Consider the following 22,371-nt stretch of genomic DNA (forward strand, 5'->3'; position numbering starts at 1 on the left):
ACTTCGTCAGGAGCCAGGCGTCCCGGCGTGGACCGCATCAGGCTTTGGCGCGGCGCTTGTTTTCCAGGAATTCGTTCATGAACTTCTGCGGTTCACCGGTGTTAAACGCCACGGCGAATTCACCAACGCTGTCCTCGATCGCCTCATCCACCGGCATGGTCTCCCACCGGCGCAACAGCTTCTTTTGCTGACGCAACACGGCCGGCCCCAGCGCGGCGAATCCTTCCGCCAGCTTGCGGACGGCGCTGTCCAACTCGGCCTGAGGCACGGCGGCGTTCACCAGGCCCCAGTCCTGCGCGCGCCGCGCATCGATCAGATCGCCCGTCAACAGCATCCAGGCGCTGTTGGCGGCGCCGATCAAGCGCGGCATGAGCGCCGCATGGATCACCGAGGGTATGCCCACCTTCACCTCGGGCATGCCGAACTGTGCGTGATCGGCGCAGATGCGCAGGTCGCAAGCCAGGGCGAATTCCAAGCCGCCCCCCAGGCACCAGCCAGGAATGCGCGCGATGACGGGCGCCGGGAAATGGCGGACGTCATTGCAAAGGTCTCGCAGGTTCGAAATGAAGCGCTGCGCCGTCGGCTCGTCGAGCGCGGCCATTTCCGCGATATCGGCGCCCGCGACGAAGGCGCGGTCGCTGGCGCCGCGCAGCACCAGCACGCGGACCGACTCATCCGCGCGCAGCCATGCCAGCGCGTCCCGCAGGCCGTCTATCACAGGCGTGCTCAGGATGTTCAGTGCGCCGGCGTCCAGCATGGTCAAGGTGGCTATGCCGGACTCCTCGATCTCGGCTCGGGCATGGGGAATGACGTGGGATCTGGTGCTCATGAAACCTCCTTGTTATTGCATCTTCTCGAACTTGATGTCCTCGACCACCGTTTTCCAGTGGCCGTAGGATTGCGCGATCAGCGCGCCGAACTCGTCCCGCGACATCGGGCTGGGCACGGCGCCCTGCTTCTCGATGGCGTCCGCCGTCGCCGGATCGGCCAGGGCCTGCCGCACGGCCGCGTTCAGCCTGTCCAGCACCGCTGGCGGCGTGCCCGCGGGTGCGGCCAAGCCGAACCATGAGGGGTTGTTCATGGCCGGCAAGCCGGCCTCGGCGTAGGTCGGCACGTCCGGCAATACCTTGAGCCTGCGCTTGGCCGCCACGGCCAGCGGGCGGATGCGCTGGGCCTGGATCAGCGGATAGGAAGACGGGATGTTGTCGAATACGACCTGCACCTGCCCTGCCACCAGATCATTCAGCGCCGGTCCGAGCCCCTTGTAGGGAACGTGCAGCATGCGGGTCCCGGTGGTCTTCAGGAACAGTTCTCCGTTCATGTGGCTCAGGCCGCCGTTGCCGGACGAGCCGAAGGCGTATTTGTCGGGCGATGCCTTCAGCAACTGTTGAAACGCCGCCAGGTCCTGCGCAGGCAGCGACGGATTCACCACCAGCACATTGGGCACGTCGGCCAGGTTGCTGATGGGCGCAAAATCCTTGACCGGATCGTAGGCGCTCCTGGCGTAGACGTTCGGATTGACCGCATGCGAGCTTTCGACGGCCATCACCAGGGTGTAGCCGTCGGCGGGCTGCTTGGCGGCGTAGGCCGAACCGATGCTGCCGCCGGCGCCCGGCCGGTTCTCGATCACCACGGATTGGCCGAGCTGCTCGCCCAGCTTGCCGCCGACCACGCGGGCGATGATGTCCGTGGTGCCTCCCACGGCATAAGGGACGACCAACCGGATGGGCCGGTCGGGATATTCGGCGGCCGCCATGGCCGGCAAGACCAGGCAGACGCATGCCGCCAGGCGGAATCGGGAAAGTTTCATTGTTTTGTCTCCTCGTGGGGTATTACTGCAATGCGGTATCCGGCAGCACCGCTGCCGTGTGTTCGCCCAACAGCGGCGGCGCCGCCCCCAACGCTTCGGCGGGGGTGCCGGCCAGCATGGGATTGCGCACCAGGCGCACCTCTCCCAGGGCAGGATGATTGGCGGTCTGCAGCAATCCGCGATGCAACACCTGCGGATGCGCGAAGACCTCGTCCAAGGTGTGTATCGGCCCCCAGGGCACGCCCGCCGCGTCGAAGGCGTCCGTCCAGCGCTTGCGCGCCGCAGCCGCCAAGGTTTCGGCGATCAGGGGCCGCAGGCTGTCCATGTGGGACAGGCGCGCGCTGTTGGTCGCGTAGCGCGCATCGGCCGCCCATTCGGGATGGCCGGCCACGCCGCTGAAGCGCGCGAACTGGCCGTCGTTGCCTATCGCCAGGATCAGGTGGCCGTCGGCGCAGGCGAAGACCTCGTAGGGCGCGCAATTCGGATGCGCGTTGCCGCTGCGCTTGGGCGCCTCGCCCGAGACCAGGTAATTGGCGCCCTGGTTGGCATTGAGCGCCACCGCGACGTCAAGCAGGCATATATCCAGCGGCATGCCTTGTCCGGTCTGGTCGCGCTGGCGCAAGGCGGCAAGCACCGCGGAGGTGGCGTACATGCCCGTCATCAGGTCCACCACCGCGACGCCGGTGCGCAGCGGCCCCGCGCCGGGCGTGCCATCGGTCTGCCCCGTGTAGCTCATCAGTCCTCCCATGCCCTGGAATACGTAGTCGTATCCCGGCTTGCCCGCCAGGGGACCGGACTGGCCATAGCCGGTGATGGACAGGTAGATGAGCCGTGGGTTGACGCTAGCCAGCGAGGCATAGTCGAGCCCGTACTTGCGCAGGCCGCCGGCCTTGTAGTTCTCGACCAGGATGTCGGCGTCGGCGACCAGTTCGCGCACGCGGGCGGCCCCAGCCTCGGTGGCGAAGTCGATGGCGACGGATTGCTTGCCGCGGTTGCAGGCCATGAAATAGGCCGACATGGAGGCTCCACCGTCCGTGGACCGCAGGTCTGGCGGCCCCCAGCCGCGCGTATCGTCGCCGCGGTCGGGATGCTCCACCTTGACGACTTGCGCACCGAGGTCCGACAGGTTCTGCGTGCACCATGGGCCCGCGAGGATGCGCGACAGGTCCACGACTTTGACGCCGCGCAAGGCATTGTGAAGCATAGTTTCTCCGTGATTCAGGCGATCCGGAAAAGTATGCAGGCCACCTTGCGCGGTGAGGAGTCGAATGTTTCGAACGCTGTGTTCGTCGGCATTCAAGCCGCCGGCGCGCCCTGCGGAGCGGCACAGTCCTTTAGAAAACCGCGAAAGTTGGGTTCGAATATTTCGGATGGAGTAATGCGCAGGCCGCCTCCATACTGGCCGCACGGAGGCGTGGCGGCAGTCGCGCCGCCTTGACGACAAGACTCCAGGAGACAACCATGATCCGCAATATCCTGCGACGCGGCGCGCTCGGCGCGCTGCTCGCGAGCAGCCTGGCGGCGGGCGCCGCCCACGCCGCGTACCCCGACCATCCCGTCACCGTCGTGGTGGCCTTCGCCCCCGGCGGCATGACCGACATCGTCGCCCGCCTGCTGTCGGCGGAACTGGGCAAACGCTTCAACCAGACCTTCGTGGTCGAGAACAAGCCGGGCGCTGCCGGACAGATAGGTACGGAATTGGTCGCGCGCCAGAAGAACGACGGCTACACCCTGCTGGTCAGCGCCACCGGGCATGTGATCGGCCCGGCGGTCAACGACAAGGTCCGCTATGACCCGATCAAGGACTTCGAACCCATCTCGATTCTCGCCCGCGCGCCGAATCTGGTGGTGGTCAACGCGGGCCTGCCGGTCAAGACCATCCCCGAGTTCCTCAGCTGGGGCAAGTCGCAGCCTGGCGTGCCCTATGGTTCGGCGGGATTCGGCGGATCCACCCATCTGGGCGGCGAATGGTTGAAGAAGATTACCGGGGTGCCGATGGAACACGTGCCCTACAAGGGCGCGTCGCCGGCCACCAACGCGGTCGTTTCGGGCGAACTCAAGGTCGCGGTGCAGGACGCGATGAGCGTGGCGCCCTTCATCAAGTCCGGACAGCTGCGTCCCATCGGCGTCGCCAGCGCCGAACGCAGCAAGCTGTTCCCGGATCTTCCCACCTTCGCGGAATCCGGCGCGCCCGGCCTGGACGTCTACACCTGGCTGGGCTTCTACGCGCCTGCAGGCACGGATCCGGCCATCGTGGCCAAGCTGAACGAAGCCACCAACCAGATCATGAACTCGCCCGAAATGGTTCAGCGCCTGGCCGGACAGAACAGCGAGCCGCTGGGCCCGATGACGCCGAAACAGGTAAGCGGCTTTGTCGCGGACGAAACCGCCAAATGGCGCAACGTGGTTCAGACCACTGGCGTCAAGGTGGAGTAGACACAGCAGAGGCGACGCTGGCCGCCCTTGCGGCCGGCGCGGGCGCTAGGGTCTTGTCCGGTACCTGCGGGACGGGACGCTAGCCGTCCGACGCCGGCGCCGACGCCGCGCGCACGGCAAACACCGCGTTGGCCTTGAGCATGACACGGCCTTCCACCTGCAACAGGCAAGTGGCGTAGATCAGGCGCTTGCCATGCTTGTCGATCTGGACGTGTGCCTCGAGCCAGTCGCCGGGCTTGACGGGGTTCATGTACTCCACCGACATCTGCACGGTGACAACCGACACCTGCGCCTGAGTGGCGATGGTATGCCCCAGCGCGCTGTCGGCCAGGGTGGCCAGCAATCCGCCGTGGGCAATGGCATGCATATTGGTGTGGGCCAGGTCCAGGCGCAACGCGAGCACATTATCGCTGTCGCGCTTGTACAGCGCGCCAAGTTCGGCAAGATGCGCCATGAAGGGACTGCTCGGGCGCCAGGGCGCAAAACCGGAAGGTATGGAGTCTGTCATGGCTGGGATCTATGTCTGGGGGAATACAGTATCGCAAAGAAGGCCGCGGCCGGCATGACGCCGGGCGCGGCCGTGGCCATGGCGCGGACGCGTCAGAATGCGGTCCTGCCCTCTTTCACCAGCCGCTCGAGCAGCGGCGCGGGCGTCCAATGCTCGCCATGGGCGCGCTGCAATTCCCGGATTTTCTCCAGCGTCTCGGCCAGCCCCAGGGTCTGGGCATAGAACATGGGGCCGCCACGCGCGCCCGGAAAGCCATAGCCGTGGACATAGACAACATCCACGTCCGAGGCGCGCTGCGCGATGCCTTCCTCGATGATGCGGGCCCCTTCGTTGGCCAGCGCCAGCATGCAGCGCTCGACGATTTCCTCATCGCTGACCGGCCGCCGCGCGATGCCGGCCTCGCGCGCGCATGTCTCGATGATGCCGTCCACCACGGGATCCGGCAGCGGCTGGCGGCTGCCCGGCTCGTAGCGGTAATACCCTGCCTGGGTCTTCTGGCCAAAGCGGCCCAGCTCGCAGATGCGGTCCGCAACCTTGGAATAGCGCAGATGCGCGGGACGGGTGGGCGCCAGCCGCTTGCGCGTGGCCCAGTTGATGTCCATGCCCGCCAGGTCGGCCATGGCCAATGGGCCCATGGCCATGCCGAAGCGCGTAAGCGCGCCATCGATCTGCTGCGGGCTGGCCCCTTCTTCCAGCAGGAAGCCCGCCTCGCGCCAGTATCCCGTCAGCATGCGATTGCCGACGAAGCCTTCGCACACCCCGACCAGCACCGGAATCTTGCCGATTTGCTGCGCAACCGCCATGCAGGTCGCAATGACGTCGGCGCCGGTGCGCGCGCCGCGCACAACTTCAAGCAGCTTCATGACGTTGGCCGGACTGAAGAAATGCAGGCCTATCACCGCCTCGGGGCGCGCCGTGCAGGCCGCTATCTCGTCGATGTTCAGGCGCGAGGTATTGGTGGCCAGGATCGCACCGGGCTTGCACACCGCATCCAGTTGCCGGAAGACGGCCTGTTTGACCGCCATGTCTTCGAACACGGCTTCGATCACTAGATCCGCCTGCGCCAGTTCCTGCATGTCCAGGCTGGGAGCAATGCGCGCCATCCGGGCTTCGACGCCAGCGGCATCGAGCTTGCCCTTGGCGGCGGTGATTTCGTAGTTCTTGCGGATCAGGGACATGCCGCGGTCCAGTGCCGCCTGGTCGCGCTCGTACAGCGTCACGTCGTAGCCGGCATTGGCATATGCCATGGCGATGCCGCCGCCCATGGTGCCGGCCCCCAGAATGCCGACGCGGCCGATCCGGCCTGCGCTACCGCCACCGGTGACGCGCGGCGCTTCCCTCTCGGCGAAGAACAGGTGGCGCAGCGCTTTGGAGGCATCGCCCTCGACCAGCGCGTCGAACAGGCGGCGCTCTTCATCCAGCCCCGGCTCGATAGGCTGGCGCGTAGCGGCCTCCAGGCAATCGATGACTGCGCGCTGCGCAATTGCGTTGCGCGCCTTGGGATTGACGCCAGCCCGCGCCGCAGCGAAATCCACGCCGCCCGCGTCCAAGGCGCGGCGCGCAGCAAGCGGATGCGAGTCCTGTGCGGCACGTTCACGCGCGTAAGACAGCGCGAAATCCAGCAGATCGCCTTCGGCGACCGCATCGACCAACCCGACCGCCATGGCCGCCGTGGCATCCATGGGCTTGCCGGACTGAATCATGTCGAGCGCGCGCGACACGCCTATCAATCGCGGCAGGCGCTGGGTACCGCCGCCGCCTGGCACCAGGCCGAGGTTCACTTCAGGCAGCCCCATTTTGGAGTCCGCCTGCGCGACGCGGTAGTGGCATCCCAGAGCCAGTTCCAGCCCGCCGCCCAAGGCGAAGCCATGGATCGCGGCCACCACCGGCTTGGCGGATGCCTCGATCGCGGCAATGACGTCGCGCAGCATGGGCTTGGCGGTGGCGGCCGGCGTATTGAACTGGCGGATATCGGCGCCGCCGCAGAACGCCTTGCCGGCGCCGGCGATGACGATGGAGTCCACGCCTTCATCGGCCAGCGCCAGGGCCAACCCTGCATGGATGCCGCTGCGCACGGTATCGCCCAGGCCGTTGACGGGCGGGTTATCAAGAAAGATCACGGCCACTCGCTCCTGCAGGAGGTAGCGGGTGGTTGGGGATAGGTCGCGGGACGGCGATGCGGCGGGCAAGTTCATGGTGTACCTCGTTCAGCGGCGCGGCTCAGGCCGTCGCCAACCGTTGATAGCGGTTGAGATGGTGCCGGGTGTCGCCCAGCGTGTATTCGATAGCCAGCAGCCGCTTGACGTAGTGGCCCACCGGGAGTTCGTCGGTCATGCCCATGCCCCCATGCAGCTGGATGCTTTGGTGGCTGATATAGCGCGCGGCCGCGCCGCAACTGGCCTTGGCGGCGGACACCAGCTGCGCCCATGGGCGCGCGTCCGATTGCGCCGCGCCTGCCGCCAGCCAGGTCAGCGAACGCGCCTGCTCCAGCGCCAGCAGCATGTCCACCAACCTGTGCTGTACCGCCTGGAAGCGGCCTATGGATTGGCCGAATTGGCGGCGTTCCGCGACGTGGTCGCGGGTGGCGTTCAGCAGTGCTTGCATGGCCCCCAGCGCTTCCGCGCACAGCGCCACGCGCGTGGCGTCTGCCGCGAACGCCAGGGCATCGGCTGCCGGACCCAGCCGCGCGGCGCTGTCGACGCGGCAGTTCTTCAGCCTGATGTCCGCGTAGGGACGGCCGTCCAGGCCGGGCGCGCCTTGGCGCTCCAGGCCGGGCGCATCGGCTTTGACCAGAAATACCGCCGTTCCCGATTCGTCACGTGCCGTGACCAACAGTTGCCGGGCGCCCGCGCCATAGGGTATGCGCCGCTTCACGCCGTTCAGTAACCAGCCGCCGCCTCCGCGCACAGCGGTCACGTTCAGATCGTCAATCGGCCAATCCGCATCTGGTTCAGCATGAGCCAACAACGGCGCGGCGCCTTGCGCGATCTCGGCCAACAGCGCGCTCACCCGCTCACCTTGCGGCAGGCGCGCCAGCAGTTGGCCGCAAAGCAGCGCGCTGGCGTCGTAGGGTTCGACCACCAGATGACGTCCGAAGCGCTGCATGACCACGCACAAGTCCGCGAGCCCGCCATCCATCCCGCCTGCCGATGCCGGCAACCCCAGGCCCAGCAGCCCCATGTCGGCAAAGGCGCGCCAGTGCGGCGAAGCTTCGGGGTCCGCATCGCCGGGCAACGCGGGCCGGGCGGCGGGAGACGGATACTCCCCCTGAAGGTACCGTCCGACGGCGTCATCGAGCGTGCGCTGGTCTACGCTCAGGTCGTCGGCCTCGCCCAACGCCAGCTTGGCGATGATGTTCTTCTGGACCTCGTCCGTTCCGCCGTAGATCGAAATCTTGCGCAGGTTGAGATAGAAGCCGGGCATGGCTTCCAGTTCCTCTGCCGTTGTCGGAGCGCCCCGCGCATAGTCACGCTCCAGCGCACCTGAGTCATAGGCGAGCGCATGCGTACCGGCCGTGTCGACCAGCGCTACGCTGATGCGCTGCGCCAGCGTGGACCCCAGGTACTTCAATATCGAAGCTTCCGCGCCGTGCCCTGCGCCGCGCTGGTCGCGCGCAATCAGCCGCAGATTGGTCTGCTCCAGGGCCAGCGTATCGATCTCCAGCTGCGCCAGCCGCTGCGCGAAAACAGGATCTTCGACCAAAGGACGGCCGTCCGCCTGGCGTTGCGCCGCCAGCCGCTGCAGATGGCCCAGTTCGCGCTTGGCGCGGCCCACGCGGGCGGCGCCGAAACGCTCGTGCGACAACAGGTACTTTGCGTATGTCCAGCCATGGTCCATTTCACCGACCAGATGCGAGGCAGGCACCACGACCTCATCGAGGAAAACCTCGTTGATCTCTACTCCGCCGTCCAGCGTGCGGATCGGCCGTAGCGACACCCCGGGACTGCGCATGTCGATGAGCAGGAAGGAAATGCCCTCTTGCGCCTTGGCCTCGGGGTTGGTACGCGCCAGGCAGAACATCATGTCGGCGTACTGGGCGTAGGTGGTCCAGGTTTTCTGCCCGTTCACCACGAAGACATCGCCCTCGCGGCGAGCGCGGGTACTCAGCGCAGCAAGGTCGGAACCCGCACCCGGTTCGGAATAGCCCTGGCACCACCAGTCCTGCCCGCTGAGGATGCGCGGCAGGAAGTAGCTTTTCTGCCATGCGGAGCCATAGGCCATGATGACGGGCGCCACCATGCGCAGCCCGAACGGCACGGTTTCGGGCGCGCCCGCCAAGGCGCACTCCTCGTCGAACAGGTTGCGCTGCTCGATGCTCCAGCCGGCCCCGCCATGCTCGGCGGGCCAGTTCGGCGCGACCCAGCCGCGCTCGTTCAAGATCCGGTGCCAGCGCAGGAAATCCTGCTTGTCCAGCCGCTGATGATCCATCACCTTGCGCCTGAGGTCGGCGGGCAGGCGTTCTTGCAGGAATGCGCGGACTTCGCGGCGAAAGTCCTCGAGGGAGCAATCAAGCGGCATCGGGCAGATCCTCCGCGAAGCGCAGCGGCGCGTCGGTCGCCGCCTGCAGGGTTACGCGGGTGAGGCCCGGCGCCATGTCGCGCACCAGAAATCCCTCGGGCGTGACGTCGAGCGTGGCGAGGTCGGTATAGACCCGGTCCACGCATGCCGCGCCCGTCAACGGCAGGTCGCATAGCCGGCGCAGCCGCGAGCGGCCGTCGCGGGTAAGGTGTTCCATCAGCACGTGGACCCGTTTGGCGCCCACGGCCAGGTCCATGGCGCCGCCCACCGCCGCAGCCACGCCGGGCTGGCCCAGCGACCAATTGGCCAGGTCGCCGGTTTCCGACACCTGGTAGGCCCCGAGGATGCAGTAGTCCAGATGTCCCCCGCGCATCATGGCGAAGGAATCCGCATGATTGAAGAAGCTGCCGCCCGCGGCCATGGCGATGCTCTGCTTGGCCGCGTTGGTCAGGTCGGGATCGACCGGATCGGCCTCCGAGCGTGCGCGCATGCCGAGTATGCCGTTCTCGCTATGGACGATGACGCCATGCTCCGGCCTCCAGTAGTCGAGCGCCATGACGGGCAAGCCGATGCCCAGATTGACGTAGGAGCCGGGAGGGATGTCCGCCGCCGCGCGGCGCGCGATGTCCTCGCGGGAGTATCGTTCGATCATTGCAAGGCTCCAGTCAACTGCGCGTCGGGAATGCGCAGCACGCGCTGTACGAAAATGCCGGGCGTGACGACGTGCTCCGGATCCAGTCTGCCCACCTGCGCCAGCGTATGAACCTGCACGACGGCGGTGGCCGCGGCCATGCACATCAGCGGACCGAAATTGCGTCCCGCCTTGCGGTAGATCAGGTTGCCCAGGGGATCCGCGCAATACGCCTTCACCAGCGCGTAGTCGGCGTGCAGGGGCTCCTCGAACACGTACCCCACGCCTTTGATCATCCGTGTCTCCTTGCCTTCGGCCAGCAGCGTGCCGTAGCCGGTGGGCGTGAAGAATCCGCCCAGGCCCGAGCCTGCCGCCCGCAGGCGCTCGGCCAGCGTGCCTTGCGGCACGCATTCGTAGTCGATCAAGCTGTCGGCATAGGCCGATTCGAACGCCTGGGACTCCGCGCCGCGCGGATACGAGGCGATCAGCTTGCGCACGCGGCCCAACCGGATCAGCCGCGCCAATCCGCTATCGCGGGCGCCGCTGTTGTTGCACACCACGGTCAGCTCACGCGCGCCCTGCTCCACCAGCGCATCGAGCAATTCGACGGGTTGGCCGGACAGGCCGAAACCGCTGACCAGGACGGTGGCGCCGTCCGGGACATCCCCCACCGCTTGCGCGGCGCAATCTACTGTCTTGTTCATCATGGCGGCCATCAAAGGGAGTGGGAAAGAATGGCGGTGGCCTGGCTGGACAGCACCCCGCCATTGCCGTGCACCAGCGCGACGTCGGCCTTGGGCACCTGGCGTTCCCCTGCCTCGCGGCGCAGTTGCGCCACGGCCTCGATGACGAGGAAGATGCTGTACATGCCCGGATGCGTGAACGACAGGCCGCCACCGTTGGTGTTCATCGGCAGGTCGCCGCCCGGCTCGATGCGCCCGCCGCCGATGAACGCGCCGCCCTCCCCCTTGGCGCAGAATCCCAGGTCTTCCAGAAAAAGGATGGGATTGATGGTGAAGGCGTCGTAGAGTTCGACCAGGTCGATGTCGGCGGGAGTCAATCCGGCTTCCGCGAACGCGGCCCGGCCGGAGTCCACCGCGGGCGTGACGGTCACGTCCGGCATGCACGATATCTGCCGGTGCCAGTGGGCGTGCCCGGCGCCCAGCACATAGATCGGGCGCGGATGAAGGTCGCGGGCCCGTTCGGCGCGCGTGACCACGAAGGCGCCGGCGCCGTCGGTCACCAGGCAACAGTCGCGCACGGTCAGGGGGTCCGAGATCATCTTGGCGCCCAGCACCTCTTCGATCGTCAGCGGCGTGCGCAGAAAGGCGTCCGGATTCAGTTGCGCCCATTTGCGCGCCGCCACCGCAACCTCGGCCAACTGGCGCCGCGTGGTGCCATATTGGTGCATGTGGCGCGCGGCGGCCAGCGCGTAGCTGGATACCGGATTGAACGGCTTGTAGGGATGCTCGTAGGGCTGCGGGTCCAGCGCCGCCCGCATCTGATTGATCTGCGTGCTGCTGGGCGCGCTGCGCGGGTTGGCGCCGTAGCAGATCAGCACATGCTCGCAGTGGCCGGCCTCGATCGCCATGGCCGCGACCTTCAGGTCGGCGATGAACGACGATCCCCCAAACATGGTGCTGTCTGAAAAGCGGGGCCGGATGCCCAGGTACTCCGCCATCCGCATCACCCACCAGGGCGAGGTCAGGCTCGAGGTGATGATGCCATCGATGTCCTGCATCTTCAGGCCGCTGGCAGCCACCGCGCGGTGGGAGGCCTGGGCGATGATTTCCTGTTCGGAACGGCCTTGGCAGTCGCCCAGGCCGGCCATGCCGGTGCCCAGGACGGCGATCGCGCCGCGATAGCTTCTAGTCATGGCCGCTCCTCCTGTCCCACGAACACCAGCAGCGGCGCGCCCTCCACGGCATCGACCCTGGCGCGGACCCGCAGGCCGATAGCCACCGCTTCCACCGGCATGTCGACCACGCGGCTCATCAGGCGCGGACCTTCGTCCAGATCCACCAGGCACACGGTGTAGTCGCCGCCCTTGTTGCGAACCACGGTGGTGGAATACACCACGCCGTCGCCGCTGGGTTCCACCCAACGCAGGGCGTCGGAACCGCAATGCGGGCAGACTACCCTGGGATAGAAATGATGCCTGGCGCAGGCCTGGCATAGGGGAATGACGAAGCGGCCCTGCGCGAGCTGCTCGAAGTAATGGCGCTCGGCGCTGGGCGCCGGCTCGTTTGCGATTTGCGGCATTGATGTATCCGCCTGCGGGCGGTTGTCTCCGTTGTAGTTCGATCCGCGCCAGGCATGGCCGGCAGAAGTGGATCGATTTTAGGAATGGCTCCCGCCCCTTACCATCCGAAAGATTCGAAGGCTACTTTCGGCATATTCGAAGCGCGCCGGCGCCGCCCGCAAGTCAGAGTAAGATTTACGCCATAACAAACCCCTACATGGCAGGAGCAGTGGAAGATGGCAAAAGTCGGCATGGTTGGTATCGGCCTCATGGGCCATGGCATCGCAAGCAATCTGGTCAAGCACGGACATGCGCTGACGGTGCTGGAGCATCCGGGCAACCAGCCGCTGGACGCGCTGAAGGCCGCGGGCGCGGCCAGCGTGGCCGATGGCGCCACGCTGGCGGCCCAGTCTGACGTGATCATCCTCTGCGTCACCGGCAGCCCGCAGGTCGAGGCGGTGCTGCTATCCGAAGGCGGCGTGCTGGCGGGCCTGCGGCCGGGCACGGTCATCATCGATTGCTCGACGGCGATTCCCTCGTCCACCGTGAAAGTCGCGCAGGCCGTGACGGAATGCGGCGGCCGCTTCCTGGACGCGCCGATGACGCGCACCCCCAAGGAAGCCGCCGAAGGCCGGCTCAACCTGCTGGTGGGCGGCGATGCCGCGCTGTTCGAGGAATGCAAGCCGCTGCTGGCCTGCTTCGCCGAGAACATCACGCATGCCGGCCCCATCGGCGCCGGGCACCGCATGAAGCTGCTGCACAACTACGTGTCGCTGGGCGTGGTCGCCCTGCTGTCGGAAGCGGCGGCTTGCGCCCTGCGCGCGGACATCGACCCGGCGGTGTTCGCCGACGTGCTGGCCAAGGGCGGCGGCGGCGGCGTGGCGCTGGAGCGCATCAAGCCGTACCTGCTGGAACAGGATCCGTCCTCGCTGCGGTTCTTCATGTCGAACGCGCAGAAGGACCTGTCCTACTACAACACCATGGCTGCGGAAACGGGCGCGGTGCGCGAAATCGGCGCGGCCGTGCAGCACACCTTCGACCAGGCCGTCACGCAAGGCGGCGGCGACCGCTACGTGCCGGAACTGGTGTCGCTGCTGAAGGACCGCTAGGAAGTTCTACCCTGCCATCGCCTCCGTTGCCGCGGACGCGATGGCGGCACTGCGGGCGGCATCGGCCCGCAGTCGGCCGGGCTCAGCTTCCCGCCACCGCCACCGCGCGCGGCAGGCCCCGCGCCGGCAGGCGCAGGGAAATCAGGGCGGCTGCCAACAGCAGCGCGCCCGCCGCCCCGAAGGCTACCCAATGCGTGCCGAAGGTCTCGTAGGCCCAGCCGCCCAGCCATGAGCTGATCATGCCGCCGACCTGGTGGCCCAGGTAGACCAGTCCGTAAAGCACGCCCACCAGCCGCACGCCGTAGACGTCCGCAAGAATGGCCGACGACAAGGCGATGCTGCCGGCCCACGCGATACCGCCCAGGGTGGCGGCGGCGTACAGCTCCCAATGCGCGCCCACCGTGACCAGCGCGAAGAAGCCCAGCCCGCGCACGAGGTAAATCGCAGCCAGGATGGCGCGCCGTTCGACCTGGTCGGACATGCGCCCCAGGACCAGGGTGCTGAAGATAGCGACCAGGCCGATCAGTCCTATGCCCAGCGAACTGGTGGTGGCGTCAAAGCCATGGTCCATCAGCATGGGCACGCCGTGCGTGCCCAGCAGGTTCATGCTGAAGCCACAGGCAAACAGGCCCAGCGCCACCTGCCAGAAAGGCAGCGAGTTCAGCGCCGCGCGCACATTGGGCGCAGGCCGCTTGGAGGCGGCTTTGGCCGGTCCCGCCTTATCGATGATCTGGTGCGGCAGCAGGTCGGTGTGCTCGGGCGCCTCATCTCGCATGACGAAGAGCGCCGCCGGCACCGTCAGCAGCGCGAACAGCACGGCAAAGGCCAACAAGGTCTCCCGCCAGCCCACGGCCGAGATCGCGAAGGTCAGGGTCGGCGTCATCAGCGCAATGCCGGCCATGGAGCCCGTGGAAAGGAAGAACAGCGCCATGCCGCGCTGGCGCGTGAACCAGCGGCTGATCACGGGCGTCAGCGCCACCGGGCTGGTGAAGCCCAGGCCGATGGACAGCGCCACCCCGAAGGACAGCAGAAATTCGATGGGTCCGCGCGCGAAGACCGTCCAGATGATCGACAACACAACGATGGCGGTACCGGTCAGCAGCACGAAGCGGGTGCCGCGCGTGCCGACCAGATAACCCGCCAGCGGCATGGCCAGCCCATAACAGAGCATACCGAGCGCGACGATGCTGGACAGCGTGCTGCGCGTAAAGCCCAGGGATTCCGCGATGGGCAGGAAGAACGGCCCAACCCCCATGCGCAGACCGACGGTCAACAGGGTGAGTACCGTCGCAGCTCCTACGATATTCCAGCCGAAATACCAGCCGCCCGACTCTTGCTTCTCCACTTGTGCTTCTCCTCGATATCTTCTTGTGGCCGCTTTGCGCGCCCAGATTCACCGACGCCGCCAAAAAAGGCGCGGCGGGGGCAAGAAAAAAGAGGCGTGCACCGGCTTGTCGTCGTCGGCGGGCTAAAGCCGCCGGACGTGTCATATTACTCCCGGCTATATGCCTGCTCCGGTCGAAATCCGGGAATCTGTTCGGTGAGCGGTCACCGAAGCGCTGTATATTGCTCGCCATTTCGTAGCGCCCGAAGCAGACCGTGAAGTCCAAGACCTCGATGTTCGCCCTGTCCCGCCAGGAAATCGCCCTGGTGCTGGTCACCATGCTGTGGGGAAGCACCTTCCTCATCATCCACATCGCCATGCAGCACAGCGGGCCGCTGTTCTTCGTGGGCGTGCGCTTTACCATCGCCGGACTGATGGCGCTGCTGATGTTCCGCAAGCACATGGCGGCGATCACCCGCCAGGAGGTCGGCGCCGGCATCGCCATCGGCTGCGCCCTGTTCCTGGGCTACTTCCTGCAGACCTACGGCTTGCAGACCATCACCAGCAGCCAGTCCGCCTTCATCACGGCGATGTACGTGCCTATCGTGCCGCTGCTGCAATGGGCCGTGCTGAAGAAGCCGCCCGGCCTGATGAGCTGGGTGGGCGTGGCGCTGGCCTTCGCCGGGCTGATCCTGCTGGCGGGTCCGCAAGCAGGCGCCCTGAACTTCAGCGCGGGCGAAGCCGCGACGCTGGCCGGGGCTGCGGCGATTGCCGCCGAGATCATCCTGATCGGCCACTTTGCCAAGAAGGTCGACAGCCGCCGCGTCACCTTCGTGCAGTTGCTGACCGCCGGCCTGGTGTCGTTCGCGCTGATGCCCGTCATGGGCGAAGCCGTGCCCGAATTCTCCTGGCTGTGGGCGGGCGCCGCGATCGGCCTGGGGCTGGCCAGCGCCATCATCCAGCTCACCATGAACTGGGCGCAGAAGTCGGTGTCTCCCACCCGCGCCACCGTCATCTATGCGGGCGAGCCCGTGTGGGGCGGCATCGTGGGACGCCTGGCCGGTGACCGGCTGCCGGCGCTGGCGCTGGTGGGCGCGGGGCTGATCGTGGCCGGCGTGCTGGCGAGCGAAGCCAAGATTGGGCGCAAGAAGAAGCCGCAAGCCGCGACCCGGGGCGCGGAAGGCGCCGACTAGCGCGCCAGGCGCGCGATCAGGCCGGCCTGAGCGGGGTATAGCCGTTGCAGTTCGGCAGCGTCGGCCAACTCGAACTCGCTGAACTCGAAGCCCGGCGCCACCGTGCAACCGGCCAAGGCGTAACCGGCCAGGTCGGCCGGATTGGCCAGTTCCGCCGCGAACCAGCTGCCGGCCGGCACAAGCGCCTGGAACACGGCATCGGGGTCCGCCAGCGCATCGCCCAAGCGCAGGCAGCGGTAGCCGCCATCCGGCGCCAGCACATGGACATGCAACGCATTGCCCGCATGGAAATGCCAGAGCTCGTCGGACCGGATGCGGTGCCAGGTGGACCAGGCGCCGTCGCACAACAAGTAGTAAATGGCGGTGCTGGCCGAGCGGAGCGCGCCGTCGCCGCGCGTCACGGAGTCAGCGGCGCGATAGGTCTCGCGGTAGTAGCCGCCTTCCGGATGCGGCAACAGGTCCAGGCGGTGAATCAGATCGGCGGCGGATGCGGTCATGGCGGGACGGGCGCGTGAGGAATGGCGCCAGTCTAGAGCAAAGCCGCAAGTCCTAGGCGGCCTGCTCCAGGAACGCCTGCAAGGCAGGCACCGTATTCAGCACATGCTGGCGCATCGCCGCTTCGCAGCGCGCCGGGTCGCGGGTCTGCAGCGTGGCGATCAGTTCCTGGTGCGATTCGCGCACCCGCAGGACGCGGCCAGGCTGCGCCACCCACAGGCGCATATAGGGTTCGACGACGGAATGCAGTTCGGATATCTGGCGCAGCAGGCGCGGCTGCTGGCAGAAGCTGCACAGGTATTCGTGGAATTCGCGGTGCGCGGTGATCCAGTCCAGGTGTTCGCCCGGCCCCTGCTCCAGCTGCTCCAGCAGCAGGGACAAGCGGCGGATGTGCTCGGCGCCCATGTGCAGCACCGCGTTGCGCATGGCCAGGCCTTCCAGCACGGAGCGCATTTCGAACACTTCCAGCATTTCCTGCTGATTCAGGCCACGCACCACCGCGCCGCGGTTGGCGCGGATCTCGACCAGTCCTTCGGAAGCCAGACGGCGCAAGGCGCCGCGCACCGGCATGCGGCTGGTGCCGATCTCGGCCGCGACCACCTCGGGTACCAGGCGCTGGCCGGGCGCGTAGCGGCCCAGGCGGATTTCGCGCTGCAGGTGCAGGTACGCCTCGTCTTCGGCGCTGATCGCTGTCTTCTGGAATTGCAGCATTGGGGATCCAGGGTTAGGGCCAGTCAACACTAAAAGGAGCCTCGCACAGGCCCCACGAAGCCGCCATGATAGATAACCGCAAAAATAACACAAATTGGATCCAGTGATCCATGGATGCAAATCCTAATAGTCCTGGACCGCCTGCTTGCGTCTAATCCCTGCACGCACTCCATAACGCGATCAAGGGGAATTCATGAAGTTTCGTCTCATCCGGGCGCTGGCAGGCGCCGCCGCCGTCGCCTTCGCAAGCCAGGCCGGCGCCCAGGCGATCGACTGGCCGCAGCATCCGGTGCGCATCGTCGTGCCCTTCCAGGCCGGTTCCGCCACCGACCTGATTTCACGCCAGCTGGGCGCCGCGCTGTCGACGGAACTGGGCCAACCCTTCGTCGTCGAGGCTCGTCCGGGTGCCGCGGCCGCCATCGGCAGCGCCTCCGTCGCGCGCGCCACGCCCGACGGCTACACGCTGCTGATGGGCGGCCCCGCCGCCATCGTCACCAACCGCTTCCTGCAGAAGCGCCTGTCCTACGACCCCGACGCCTTTGCGCTGGTGTCGATGGTGGCCTACACGCCCAACATCCTCTTGGCCAACCCGTCGCAGCCGTTCAAGACCCTGCCGGAAATGGTGGCCTACGCGCGCGCCAACCCGGGCAAGCTGACCTATGCCTCGTTCGGCACCGGCACCACGTCTCACATGGCGGGCGAAATGCTCAAGTCCGTGGCCGGCATCGACATCCTGCACGTGCCGTACAAGGGCGCGGGCGAAGCCATCCCGGCGCTGCTCAGCGGCCAGGTGTCGATGTATTTCGACACCATCATGACCGGCCTGCCCCAGGCCAAGAGCGGCGCGCTGCTGGCGCTGGGCATGTCCAACGCCAAGCGCTCGGCGCTGGCGCCGGAGATCCCCACCATCGCGGAGCAAGGCTACGCGGGCTACGACATCGCGCCTTGGTATGGTCTGGTCGCCCCCGAAGGCACGCCCGCCCCGGTGCTCGACAAGCTCAACCGCGCCGTCAACAAAGTGCTTGCCGATCCGGCGCTGCGCAGTAAGCTCGCGGAAGCCGGCGCGGAGCCCCGTGGCGGCAGCCGCGAGGAATTCGCGGCTTTCATCAAGGCCGAAATCCCGCGCACCAAGCAGCTGATCGATCAGGCCGGCATCACGCCCCAGTAATCTTCATCACGAGTTCCCGCATCCATGTCTTTACCCTTCGATTGGTCTTTCCCCTATGCCTCCCGCAAAATGCCGGTCCTGGCCGCCAACGCGGTCGCGACCAGCCAGCCGCTGGCGGCGCAAGCCGGGCTGCGCATGCTGCTGGCCGGCGGCAATGCCGTGGACAGCGCCATCGCCACCGCCATCGCGCTGACGGTGGTCGAACCCGTCATGAACGGCATCGGCGGCGACATGTTCGCGCTGGTCTGGCATGACGGCCAATTGCACGGCCTGAACTCCAGCGGCTGCGCGCCCGCCGCGTGGACGCCGGACTACTTCGCCGGTCGCGACGCCATGCCCGGCACCGGCTGGGGCACGGTGACCGTGCCGGGCCAGGTTGCGGGCTGGAAGGCCTTGTCGGAACGCTTCGGCAAGCTGCCTTTCGCGCAGCTGTTCGAACCCGCCATCGCCTATGCCGAGGAAGGGTTCGCGGTATCGCCCACCATCGCCCGCCAATGGGCCACGCAGGCGCCCAAGCTGGCGCAGGAGCCGGGCTTCGCCGCCGCCTTCCTGCCCGAGGGACGCACGCCGCAGGCCGGCGAATGGTGGCGCTTTCCCGCGCAAGGCAAGACGCTGCGCGCCATCGCCGAAAGCGGCGGCGAGAGCTTCTACCGCGGTGAACTCGCCCAGAAGATTGCCGATTTCGCCAGCCAGACCGGCGGCGCGCTCGGCGCCCAGGACCTGGCCGAACACCGCCCCGAATGGGTCGCGCCAATCTCGCAATCGTTCCGCGGCTACGAGCTGCATGAGATTCCGCCCAGCGGCCAGGGCATCTCGGCGCTGATGGCGCTGGGCATGTTGGAGCAGTTCGACCTGGAAAGCATGGGCCGCGACAGCGCGGACTACTACCACGTCAGCATCGAAGCGATGAAGCTGGCTTTCGCCGACCTGCACCACCACGTCGCCGATCCGCGTCATATGCGCACCAGCGCTGCCGCCCTGCTGGACCGCTCCTACCTGGCCGAACGCGCACGCCAGATCTCCATGGATCGGGCCAGCATGCCGGTCGCAGGCACGCCCGCCACCGGCGGCACCGTGTACCTGACTGCGGCCGACGCCAGCGGCACCATGGTGTCCTTCATCCAGTCCAACTACCACGGCTTCGGTTCCGGCGTGGTGGTGCCGGATACGGGCATCAGCCTGCATAACCGCGGCCTGAACTTCGTGCTCACGCCGGGCCATGCCAACCAGGTCGCGCCGCGCAAGAAGCCGATGCACACCATCATCCCCGCGTTCGTCACGCGCGGCGGCCAGCCGCTGATGTCGTTCGGCGTGATGGGCGGGTCGATGCAGGCCCAAGGCCATCTGCAGATGGTTACGCGCCTGGCGGCGTTCGGCCAGAATCCGCAGGCCATGAGCGACGCGCCGCGCTTCCGCGTGGAAAAAGGCCCGGTGGTCAACGTGGAATCGCACTTGCCCGCGGACGTGGTCGACGCGTTGCGCGCGCGCGGCCACAACGTCGCGGTGGCTCCTGCGGACAGTCTGGAGTTCGGCTCGGCGCAGCTGATCTGCCGCCTGCCGCAAGGCGGCTACGTGGCCGCTTCGGACTCGCGCCGCGACGGCCAGGCCGTCGGCTTCTGAGCCCACGTCGGCCAGGCGCCCGGCCTGGCCGGGCTCGACGCGCCGAGCATCGCCGCCGCTGCCGGCGGCGATGCGCATTTCAGGCTATCGGATCACGCGGCACAGACAGTCGCCAGCGTGATCGTCCAGGCCTGCACGCCCTAGGGCGACGCTTGCGGCCCCGCGATCAGCAAGACATAGCGCCGGCTCGAGTAGACGGGCGCCAGCACCGTGCCCAGTTGCTCGCGCACTCGCGGCAAGTCCGCTTTTTCCACCGCCAGAAAGACCCTGCCGCTCTCCCGGGGCAACACAGTCGCCACGCCGTCCACCGGCACCAATCCGGCCTGCCCGCGCGAGTAGTAGCGCGCCGAAAACGGCAGGCTGTCGACGAAGTAGAACTTTTCCTTGGACGCCATCAACGCATCCGCCCTGGCGACCAACTGCTTTTCCGTTTTGAGCCGTTCCGGGTTGGCCTGCAGCATGGCGCAGAAGACGATCACCGCAACCGGGGCCAGCGCCATGCAGGCCAGCGCGGCACGGCCCGGCGCAGAAGCGCGGGCGCGGCTCAGGCATACGCCTATCGCCAGGGCCAGCGGCGGCAAGGCCGGCATCACGTAGGTCCACAGGATGTTGCCCGACAAGGTGAAGAAGACCGGCGTGGCTGCGCCCCAGGCCAGCAGATAGGTCCAGCGCGGACGGCGCAGCCATCTCCTGGCCTGCGCCGCGGTCCCGCAGCCCCGCCAGCGGCGCGCAAGCAGCCAGACGCCGAACAGCCCCCAAGGCAGCGATGCCACGACGCCGTCCAGCCAGATGGCGCCATAGGGCCGGCGGTGCGCTGAACCGTAGAGGTCCCCGCTCCAGCCCGCATCGACGAAGCGCAGGAAGTGTTCGCCGACGATGAAGTACTGGAGGAAGCCCGGCGTCTTGATTTCCGCCGCCACGTACCAGGGCAGGACCAGGACAGCCAGCATGATGGCGCCCGCCACCCACGGCAGGCGCCGCAGGTCGGCCCTGGCGGTCCCCTGCCACAGCATCCACGGCACGATGGCGCCCGCCACCAGCACTGCGGCCAGCGGGCCCTTGGACAAGAGGCCGATGGTCAGCCCCAGGAAGAAACCGTAGCGCCATAACCCCGCCGCGGGCCCGCGCGACAGGATGAATGACGCCATGCTGAGCGTGACGCCCAAGGCCAGGAACGGATCGGTCAACACCGCCCCGGCCGCGACCAGGGGCAGGAACATGGAGGCGTACACCAGCACGGCCCATCTGGCGGCCTGCGCCGTGTACAGGCGGCGGCCCAGCGCATAAAGAATGGCGAGCGTCGCCGCCGTGGCCAGCAGTGACGGGAACCGGATGCTGAATTCGCTCAGGCCCAGCAGCCGGATCGACAGCGCCTCGGCCCAGAATCCCAGCGGGGGCTTGCCCCAGAACGGCACGCCCGGCGCGAACCAGGGCGTGATCCAGTCGCCGCTTTCCGCCATCAGCCTGGCGATCTCCGCGTAGCGCGGCTCGGACGTGTCGGCGAATGGCACCAGGACCATCGCCAGCAGGCGCACGCCCAATATCGCCGCCAGGCCGGCGGCCACCGCCCGGGCGCTCAGCTGCAAGCTGCATCCCTCCCATAGCCCGACGCCGTCACGCCCGCGGAACCGCTGTGCTGGACGTCGCGCACCAGATAGACCGGCCGCTGCTTGCTTTCCAGGTAGGTCTTGCCCACATACTCGCCCAGCAGGCCGATGGTGATGAGCTGCACGCCGCCCATGAAGGTCATCATCGCCATCAGCGAGGGATAGCCCGCAACGTCATCGCCGAATATCAAGGTCTTGAAGATGATGCCGGCGCCGAATACGGCGCCACCCAGGGCCGCGACCGCGCCCAATCCCGTCGCCCAGCGCAAGGGCGCGGTGGAAAACGAAGTGATGCCTTCCATCGCCAGGCGGAACAGCGCCAGGTAGCTCCATTTGGTGGTGCCGGCGGCGCGCGGCTCGCGGTCGTAGTCGATGATCCGGGTCGGCATGCCCACCCAGGCATACAGCCCCTTCATGTAGCGGCAGCGTTCGGGCAGCTGCATCAGCGCCGTCACGGCGCGCCGGCTCATCAGCCGGAAATCGCCGGTATCGGGCGGGATCGCAGCCTTGCTCAGGCGGCTCAGCAGGCGGTAGTAGGCGTAGGCGGAGAACCGCTTGAAGGCGCTCTCGCCCGCGCGGCTGCGCCGCCGCATGCTGACGACGTCCGCGCCCTCCTGCCAGGCGCGGACCATCTCGGGGATGACCTCGGGCGGATCTTGCAGATCGGCGTCCAGCACGATGACCGCGGCGCCGGCCGCATGCTCTATCCCCGCCGTCATCGCGGCCTCCTTGCCGAAGTTCCGGCTCAGCCGGACCAGCTTGATGCCGCGCTCCTCGCGCAGCAAGGCCTGCAGGTATTCGGCGCTGCCGTCGCTGCTGCCGTCGTCCACGAATACGATTTCGTACGGCAGCCCCAGCGCCTTCAACACCCGCCGCAGGCGCTCGTGGCAGGCCGGCAGCACCTCCCTCTCGTTGAGGAAGGGAATGATGACGGACAGCTGTATCGGGCTGATTGCGCCCAGCACAGCGATATCGATATCGGGTCTGGCATTCATCGGA

General features: G+C 67.3%; 20 protein-coding genes and 1 pseudogene. 5 read left to right on the forward strand and 16 right to left on the reverse strand.

The features are described from left to right. Positions 1-37: 37 nt before the first annotated feature. The 3 genes from AC3WOB_RS26415 to AC3WOB_RS26425 are packed head-to-tail and all read right to left on the reverse strand — an operon-like array spanning position 38 to position 3,014. Positions 38-829, reverse strand: coding sequence for an enoyl-CoA hydratase (locus AC3WOB_RS26415; protein WP_492276653.1), 792 nt, complete (start codon positions 827-829; stop codon positions 38-40). 12 nt (positions 830-841) lie between these two features. Then, complete coding sequence (locus AC3WOB_RS26420) at positions 842-1,810, reverse strand: Bug family tripartite tricarboxylate transporter substrate binding protein (protein WP_492276654.1); 969 nt, start codon at positions 1,808-1,810, stop codon at positions 842-844. A 22-nt stretch (positions 1,811-1,832) separates the two neighbouring features. Beyond that, positions 1,833-3,014 (reverse strand): CaiB/BaiF CoA transferase family protein, encoded by a 1,182-nt coding sequence (locus AC3WOB_RS26425; RefSeq protein WP_492276655.1) that lies wholly within the window; start codon positions 3,012-3,014, stop codon positions 1,833-1,835. A gap of 257 nt (positions 3,015-3,271) precedes the next feature. Between AC3WOB_RS26425 and AC3WOB_RS26430 the strand changes: the two genes are divergently transcribed. Beyond that, on the forward strand, positions 3,272-4,246 hold the full coding sequence (locus AC3WOB_RS26430) for a Bug family tripartite tricarboxylate transporter substrate binding protein (RefSeq protein WP_492276656.1): 975 nt from the start codon (positions 3,272-3,274) through the stop codon (positions 4,244-4,246). Positions 4,247-4,325: 79 nt separating this feature from the next. Here the strand turns inward: AC3WOB_RS26430 and AC3WOB_RS26435 are convergent, their stop codons facing one another. The 8 genes and pseudogenes from AC3WOB_RS26435 to AC3WOB_RS26470 all read right to left on the reverse strand — a co-directional run bounded on the left by AC3WOB_RS26435 (position 4,326) and on the right by AC3WOB_RS26470 (position 12,165). Then, positions 4,326-4,754, reverse strand: coding sequence for a PaaI family thioesterase (locus tag AC3WOB_RS26435; RefSeq protein WP_492276657.1), 429 nt, complete (start codon positions 4,752-4,754; stop codon positions 4,326-4,328). Positions 4,755-4,846: 92 nt separating this feature from the next. Further along, a complete protein-coding gene (locus AC3WOB_RS26440; protein ID WP_492276658.1) occupies positions 4,847-6,949 on the reverse strand; it encodes a 3-hydroxyacyl-CoA dehydrogenase NAD-binding domain-containing protein in 2,103 nt (700 codons plus the stop codon). Positions 6,950-6,974: 25 nt separating this feature from the next. Next, on the reverse strand, positions 6,975-8,090 hold the full coding sequence (locus AC3WOB_RS26445; RefSeq protein ID WP_237710048.1) for an acyl-CoA dehydrogenase family protein: 1,116 nt from the start codon (positions 8,088-8,090) through the stop codon (positions 6,975-6,977). Further along, positions 8,085-9,272 (reverse strand): annotated as a pseudogene (locus AC3WOB_RS26450) (acyl-CoA dehydrogenase family protein); the annotation flags it as partial. The gene AC3WOB_RS26445 and the pseudogene AC3WOB_RS26450, both read right to left, overlap by 6 nt. Further along, positions 9,262-9,924 (reverse strand): 3-oxoacid CoA-transferase subunit B, encoded by a 663-nt coding sequence (locus tag AC3WOB_RS26455; protein WP_013395283.1) that lies wholly within the window; start codon positions 9,922-9,924, stop codon positions 9,262-9,264. The gene AC3WOB_RS26455 and the pseudogene AC3WOB_RS26450, both read right to left, overlap by 11 nt. Further along, positions 9,921-10,610, reverse strand: coding sequence for a 3-oxoacid CoA-transferase subunit A (locus AC3WOB_RS26460; protein WP_492276659.1), 690 nt, complete (start codon positions 10,608-10,610; stop codon positions 9,921-9,923). The genes AC3WOB_RS26455 and AC3WOB_RS26460 overlap by 4 nt, the downstream gene beginning before the upstream one ends. Positions 10,611-10,618: 8 nt before the next feature. Beyond that, the gene (locus tag AC3WOB_RS26465) at positions 10,619-11,779 is read right to left on the reverse strand and encodes a thiolase family protein (protein WP_492276660.1); all 1,161 of its coding nucleotides are present in this window, start codon (positions 11,777-11,779) and stop codon (positions 10,619-10,621) included. Continuing rightward, the gene (locus tag AC3WOB_RS26470) at positions 11,776-12,165 is read right to left on the reverse strand and encodes a Zn-ribbon domain-containing OB-fold protein (protein ID WP_492276661.1); all 390 of its coding nucleotides are present in this window, start codon (positions 12,163-12,165) and stop codon (positions 11,776-11,778) included. Before AC3WOB_RS26470 ends, AC3WOB_RS26465 begins: the two co-directional genes overlap by 4 nt. A 216-nt stretch (positions 12,166-12,381) precedes the next feature. Here AC3WOB_RS26470 and AC3WOB_RS26475 point away from each other — a divergent pair, with 216 nt between their 5' ends. Beyond that, positions 12,382-13,254 (forward strand): NAD(P)-dependent oxidoreductase, encoded by an 873-nt coding sequence (locus tag AC3WOB_RS26475; RefSeq protein ID WP_207472401.1) that lies wholly within the window; start codon positions 12,382-12,384, stop codon positions 13,252-13,254. Positions 13,255-13,336: 82 nt separating this feature from the next. Here AC3WOB_RS26475 and AC3WOB_RS26480 read toward each other — a convergent pair whose 3' ends face one another. Next, complete coding sequence (locus tag AC3WOB_RS26480) at positions 13,337-14,599, reverse strand: MFS transporter (RefSeq protein ID WP_492276662.1); 1,263 nt, start codon at positions 14,597-14,599, stop codon at positions 13,337-13,339. 272 nt (positions 14,600-14,871) lie between these two features. Between AC3WOB_RS26480 and AC3WOB_RS26485 the strand changes: the two genes are divergently transcribed. Further along, positions 14,872-15,771 carry a DMT family transporter gene (locus AC3WOB_RS26485; protein WP_013395289.1) on the forward strand — a complete coding sequence of 300 codons (900 nt, stop codon included), beginning with the start codon at positions 14,872-14,874 and terminating at the stop codon, positions 15,769-15,771. Here AC3WOB_RS26485 and AC3WOB_RS26490 read toward each other — a convergent pair. Beyond that, a complete protein-coding gene (locus AC3WOB_RS26490; RefSeq protein ID WP_492276663.1) occupies positions 15,768-16,268 on the reverse strand; it encodes a cupin domain-containing protein in 501 nt (166 codons plus the stop codon). The genes AC3WOB_RS26485 and AC3WOB_RS26490 overlap by 4 nt on opposite strands. 52 nt (positions 16,269-16,320) lie before the next feature. Then, positions 16,321-16,977 carry a GntR family transcriptional regulator gene (locus AC3WOB_RS26495; RefSeq protein WP_492276664.1) on the reverse strand — a complete coding sequence of 219 codons (657 nt, stop codon included), beginning with the start codon at positions 16,975-16,977 and terminating at the stop codon, positions 16,321-16,323. A 193-nt stretch (positions 16,978-17,170) separates the two neighbouring features. On the opposite strand from AC3WOB_RS26495, the gene AC3WOB_RS26500 reads away from it, so the two are divergent. Together AC3WOB_RS26500 and ggt are read left to right on the forward strand one after the other, a co-directional pair. Further along, positions 17,171-18,145, forward strand: a complete 975-nt coding sequence (locus AC3WOB_RS26500) for a Bug family tripartite tricarboxylate transporter substrate binding protein (RefSeq protein WP_013395292.1) — start codon at positions 17,171-17,173, stop codon at positions 18,143-18,145. Positions 18,146-18,169: 24 nt separating this feature from the next. Continuing rightward, on the forward strand, positions 18,170-19,765 hold the full coding sequence (gene ggt / locus AC3WOB_RS26505) for a gamma-glutamyltransferase (RefSeq protein WP_013395293.1): 1,596 nt from the start codon (positions 18,170-18,172) through the stop codon (positions 19,763-19,765). A gap of 140 nt (positions 19,766-19,905) precedes the next feature. Here the strand turns inward: ggt and AC3WOB_RS26510 are convergent, their stop codons facing one another. Both AC3WOB_RS26510 and AC3WOB_RS26515 read right to left on the reverse strand, forming a co-directional pair. Further along, positions 19,906-21,351, reverse strand: a complete 1,446-nt coding sequence (locus AC3WOB_RS26510; protein WP_492276665.1) for an ArnT family glycosyltransferase — start codon at positions 21,349-21,351, stop codon at positions 19,906-19,908. After that, positions 21,342-22,367 carry a glycosyltransferase family 2 protein gene (locus tag AC3WOB_RS26515; RefSeq protein ID WP_013395295.1) on the reverse strand — a complete coding sequence of 342 codons (1,026 nt, stop codon included), beginning with the start codon at positions 22,365-22,367 and terminating at the stop codon, positions 21,342-21,344. Before AC3WOB_RS26515 ends, AC3WOB_RS26510 begins: the two co-directional genes overlap by 10 nt. Positions 22,368-22,371 lie beyond the last annotated feature (4 nt).

The sequence above is a fragment of the Achromobacter sp. FW305-C-30-7 genome, assembly GCF_058783105.1.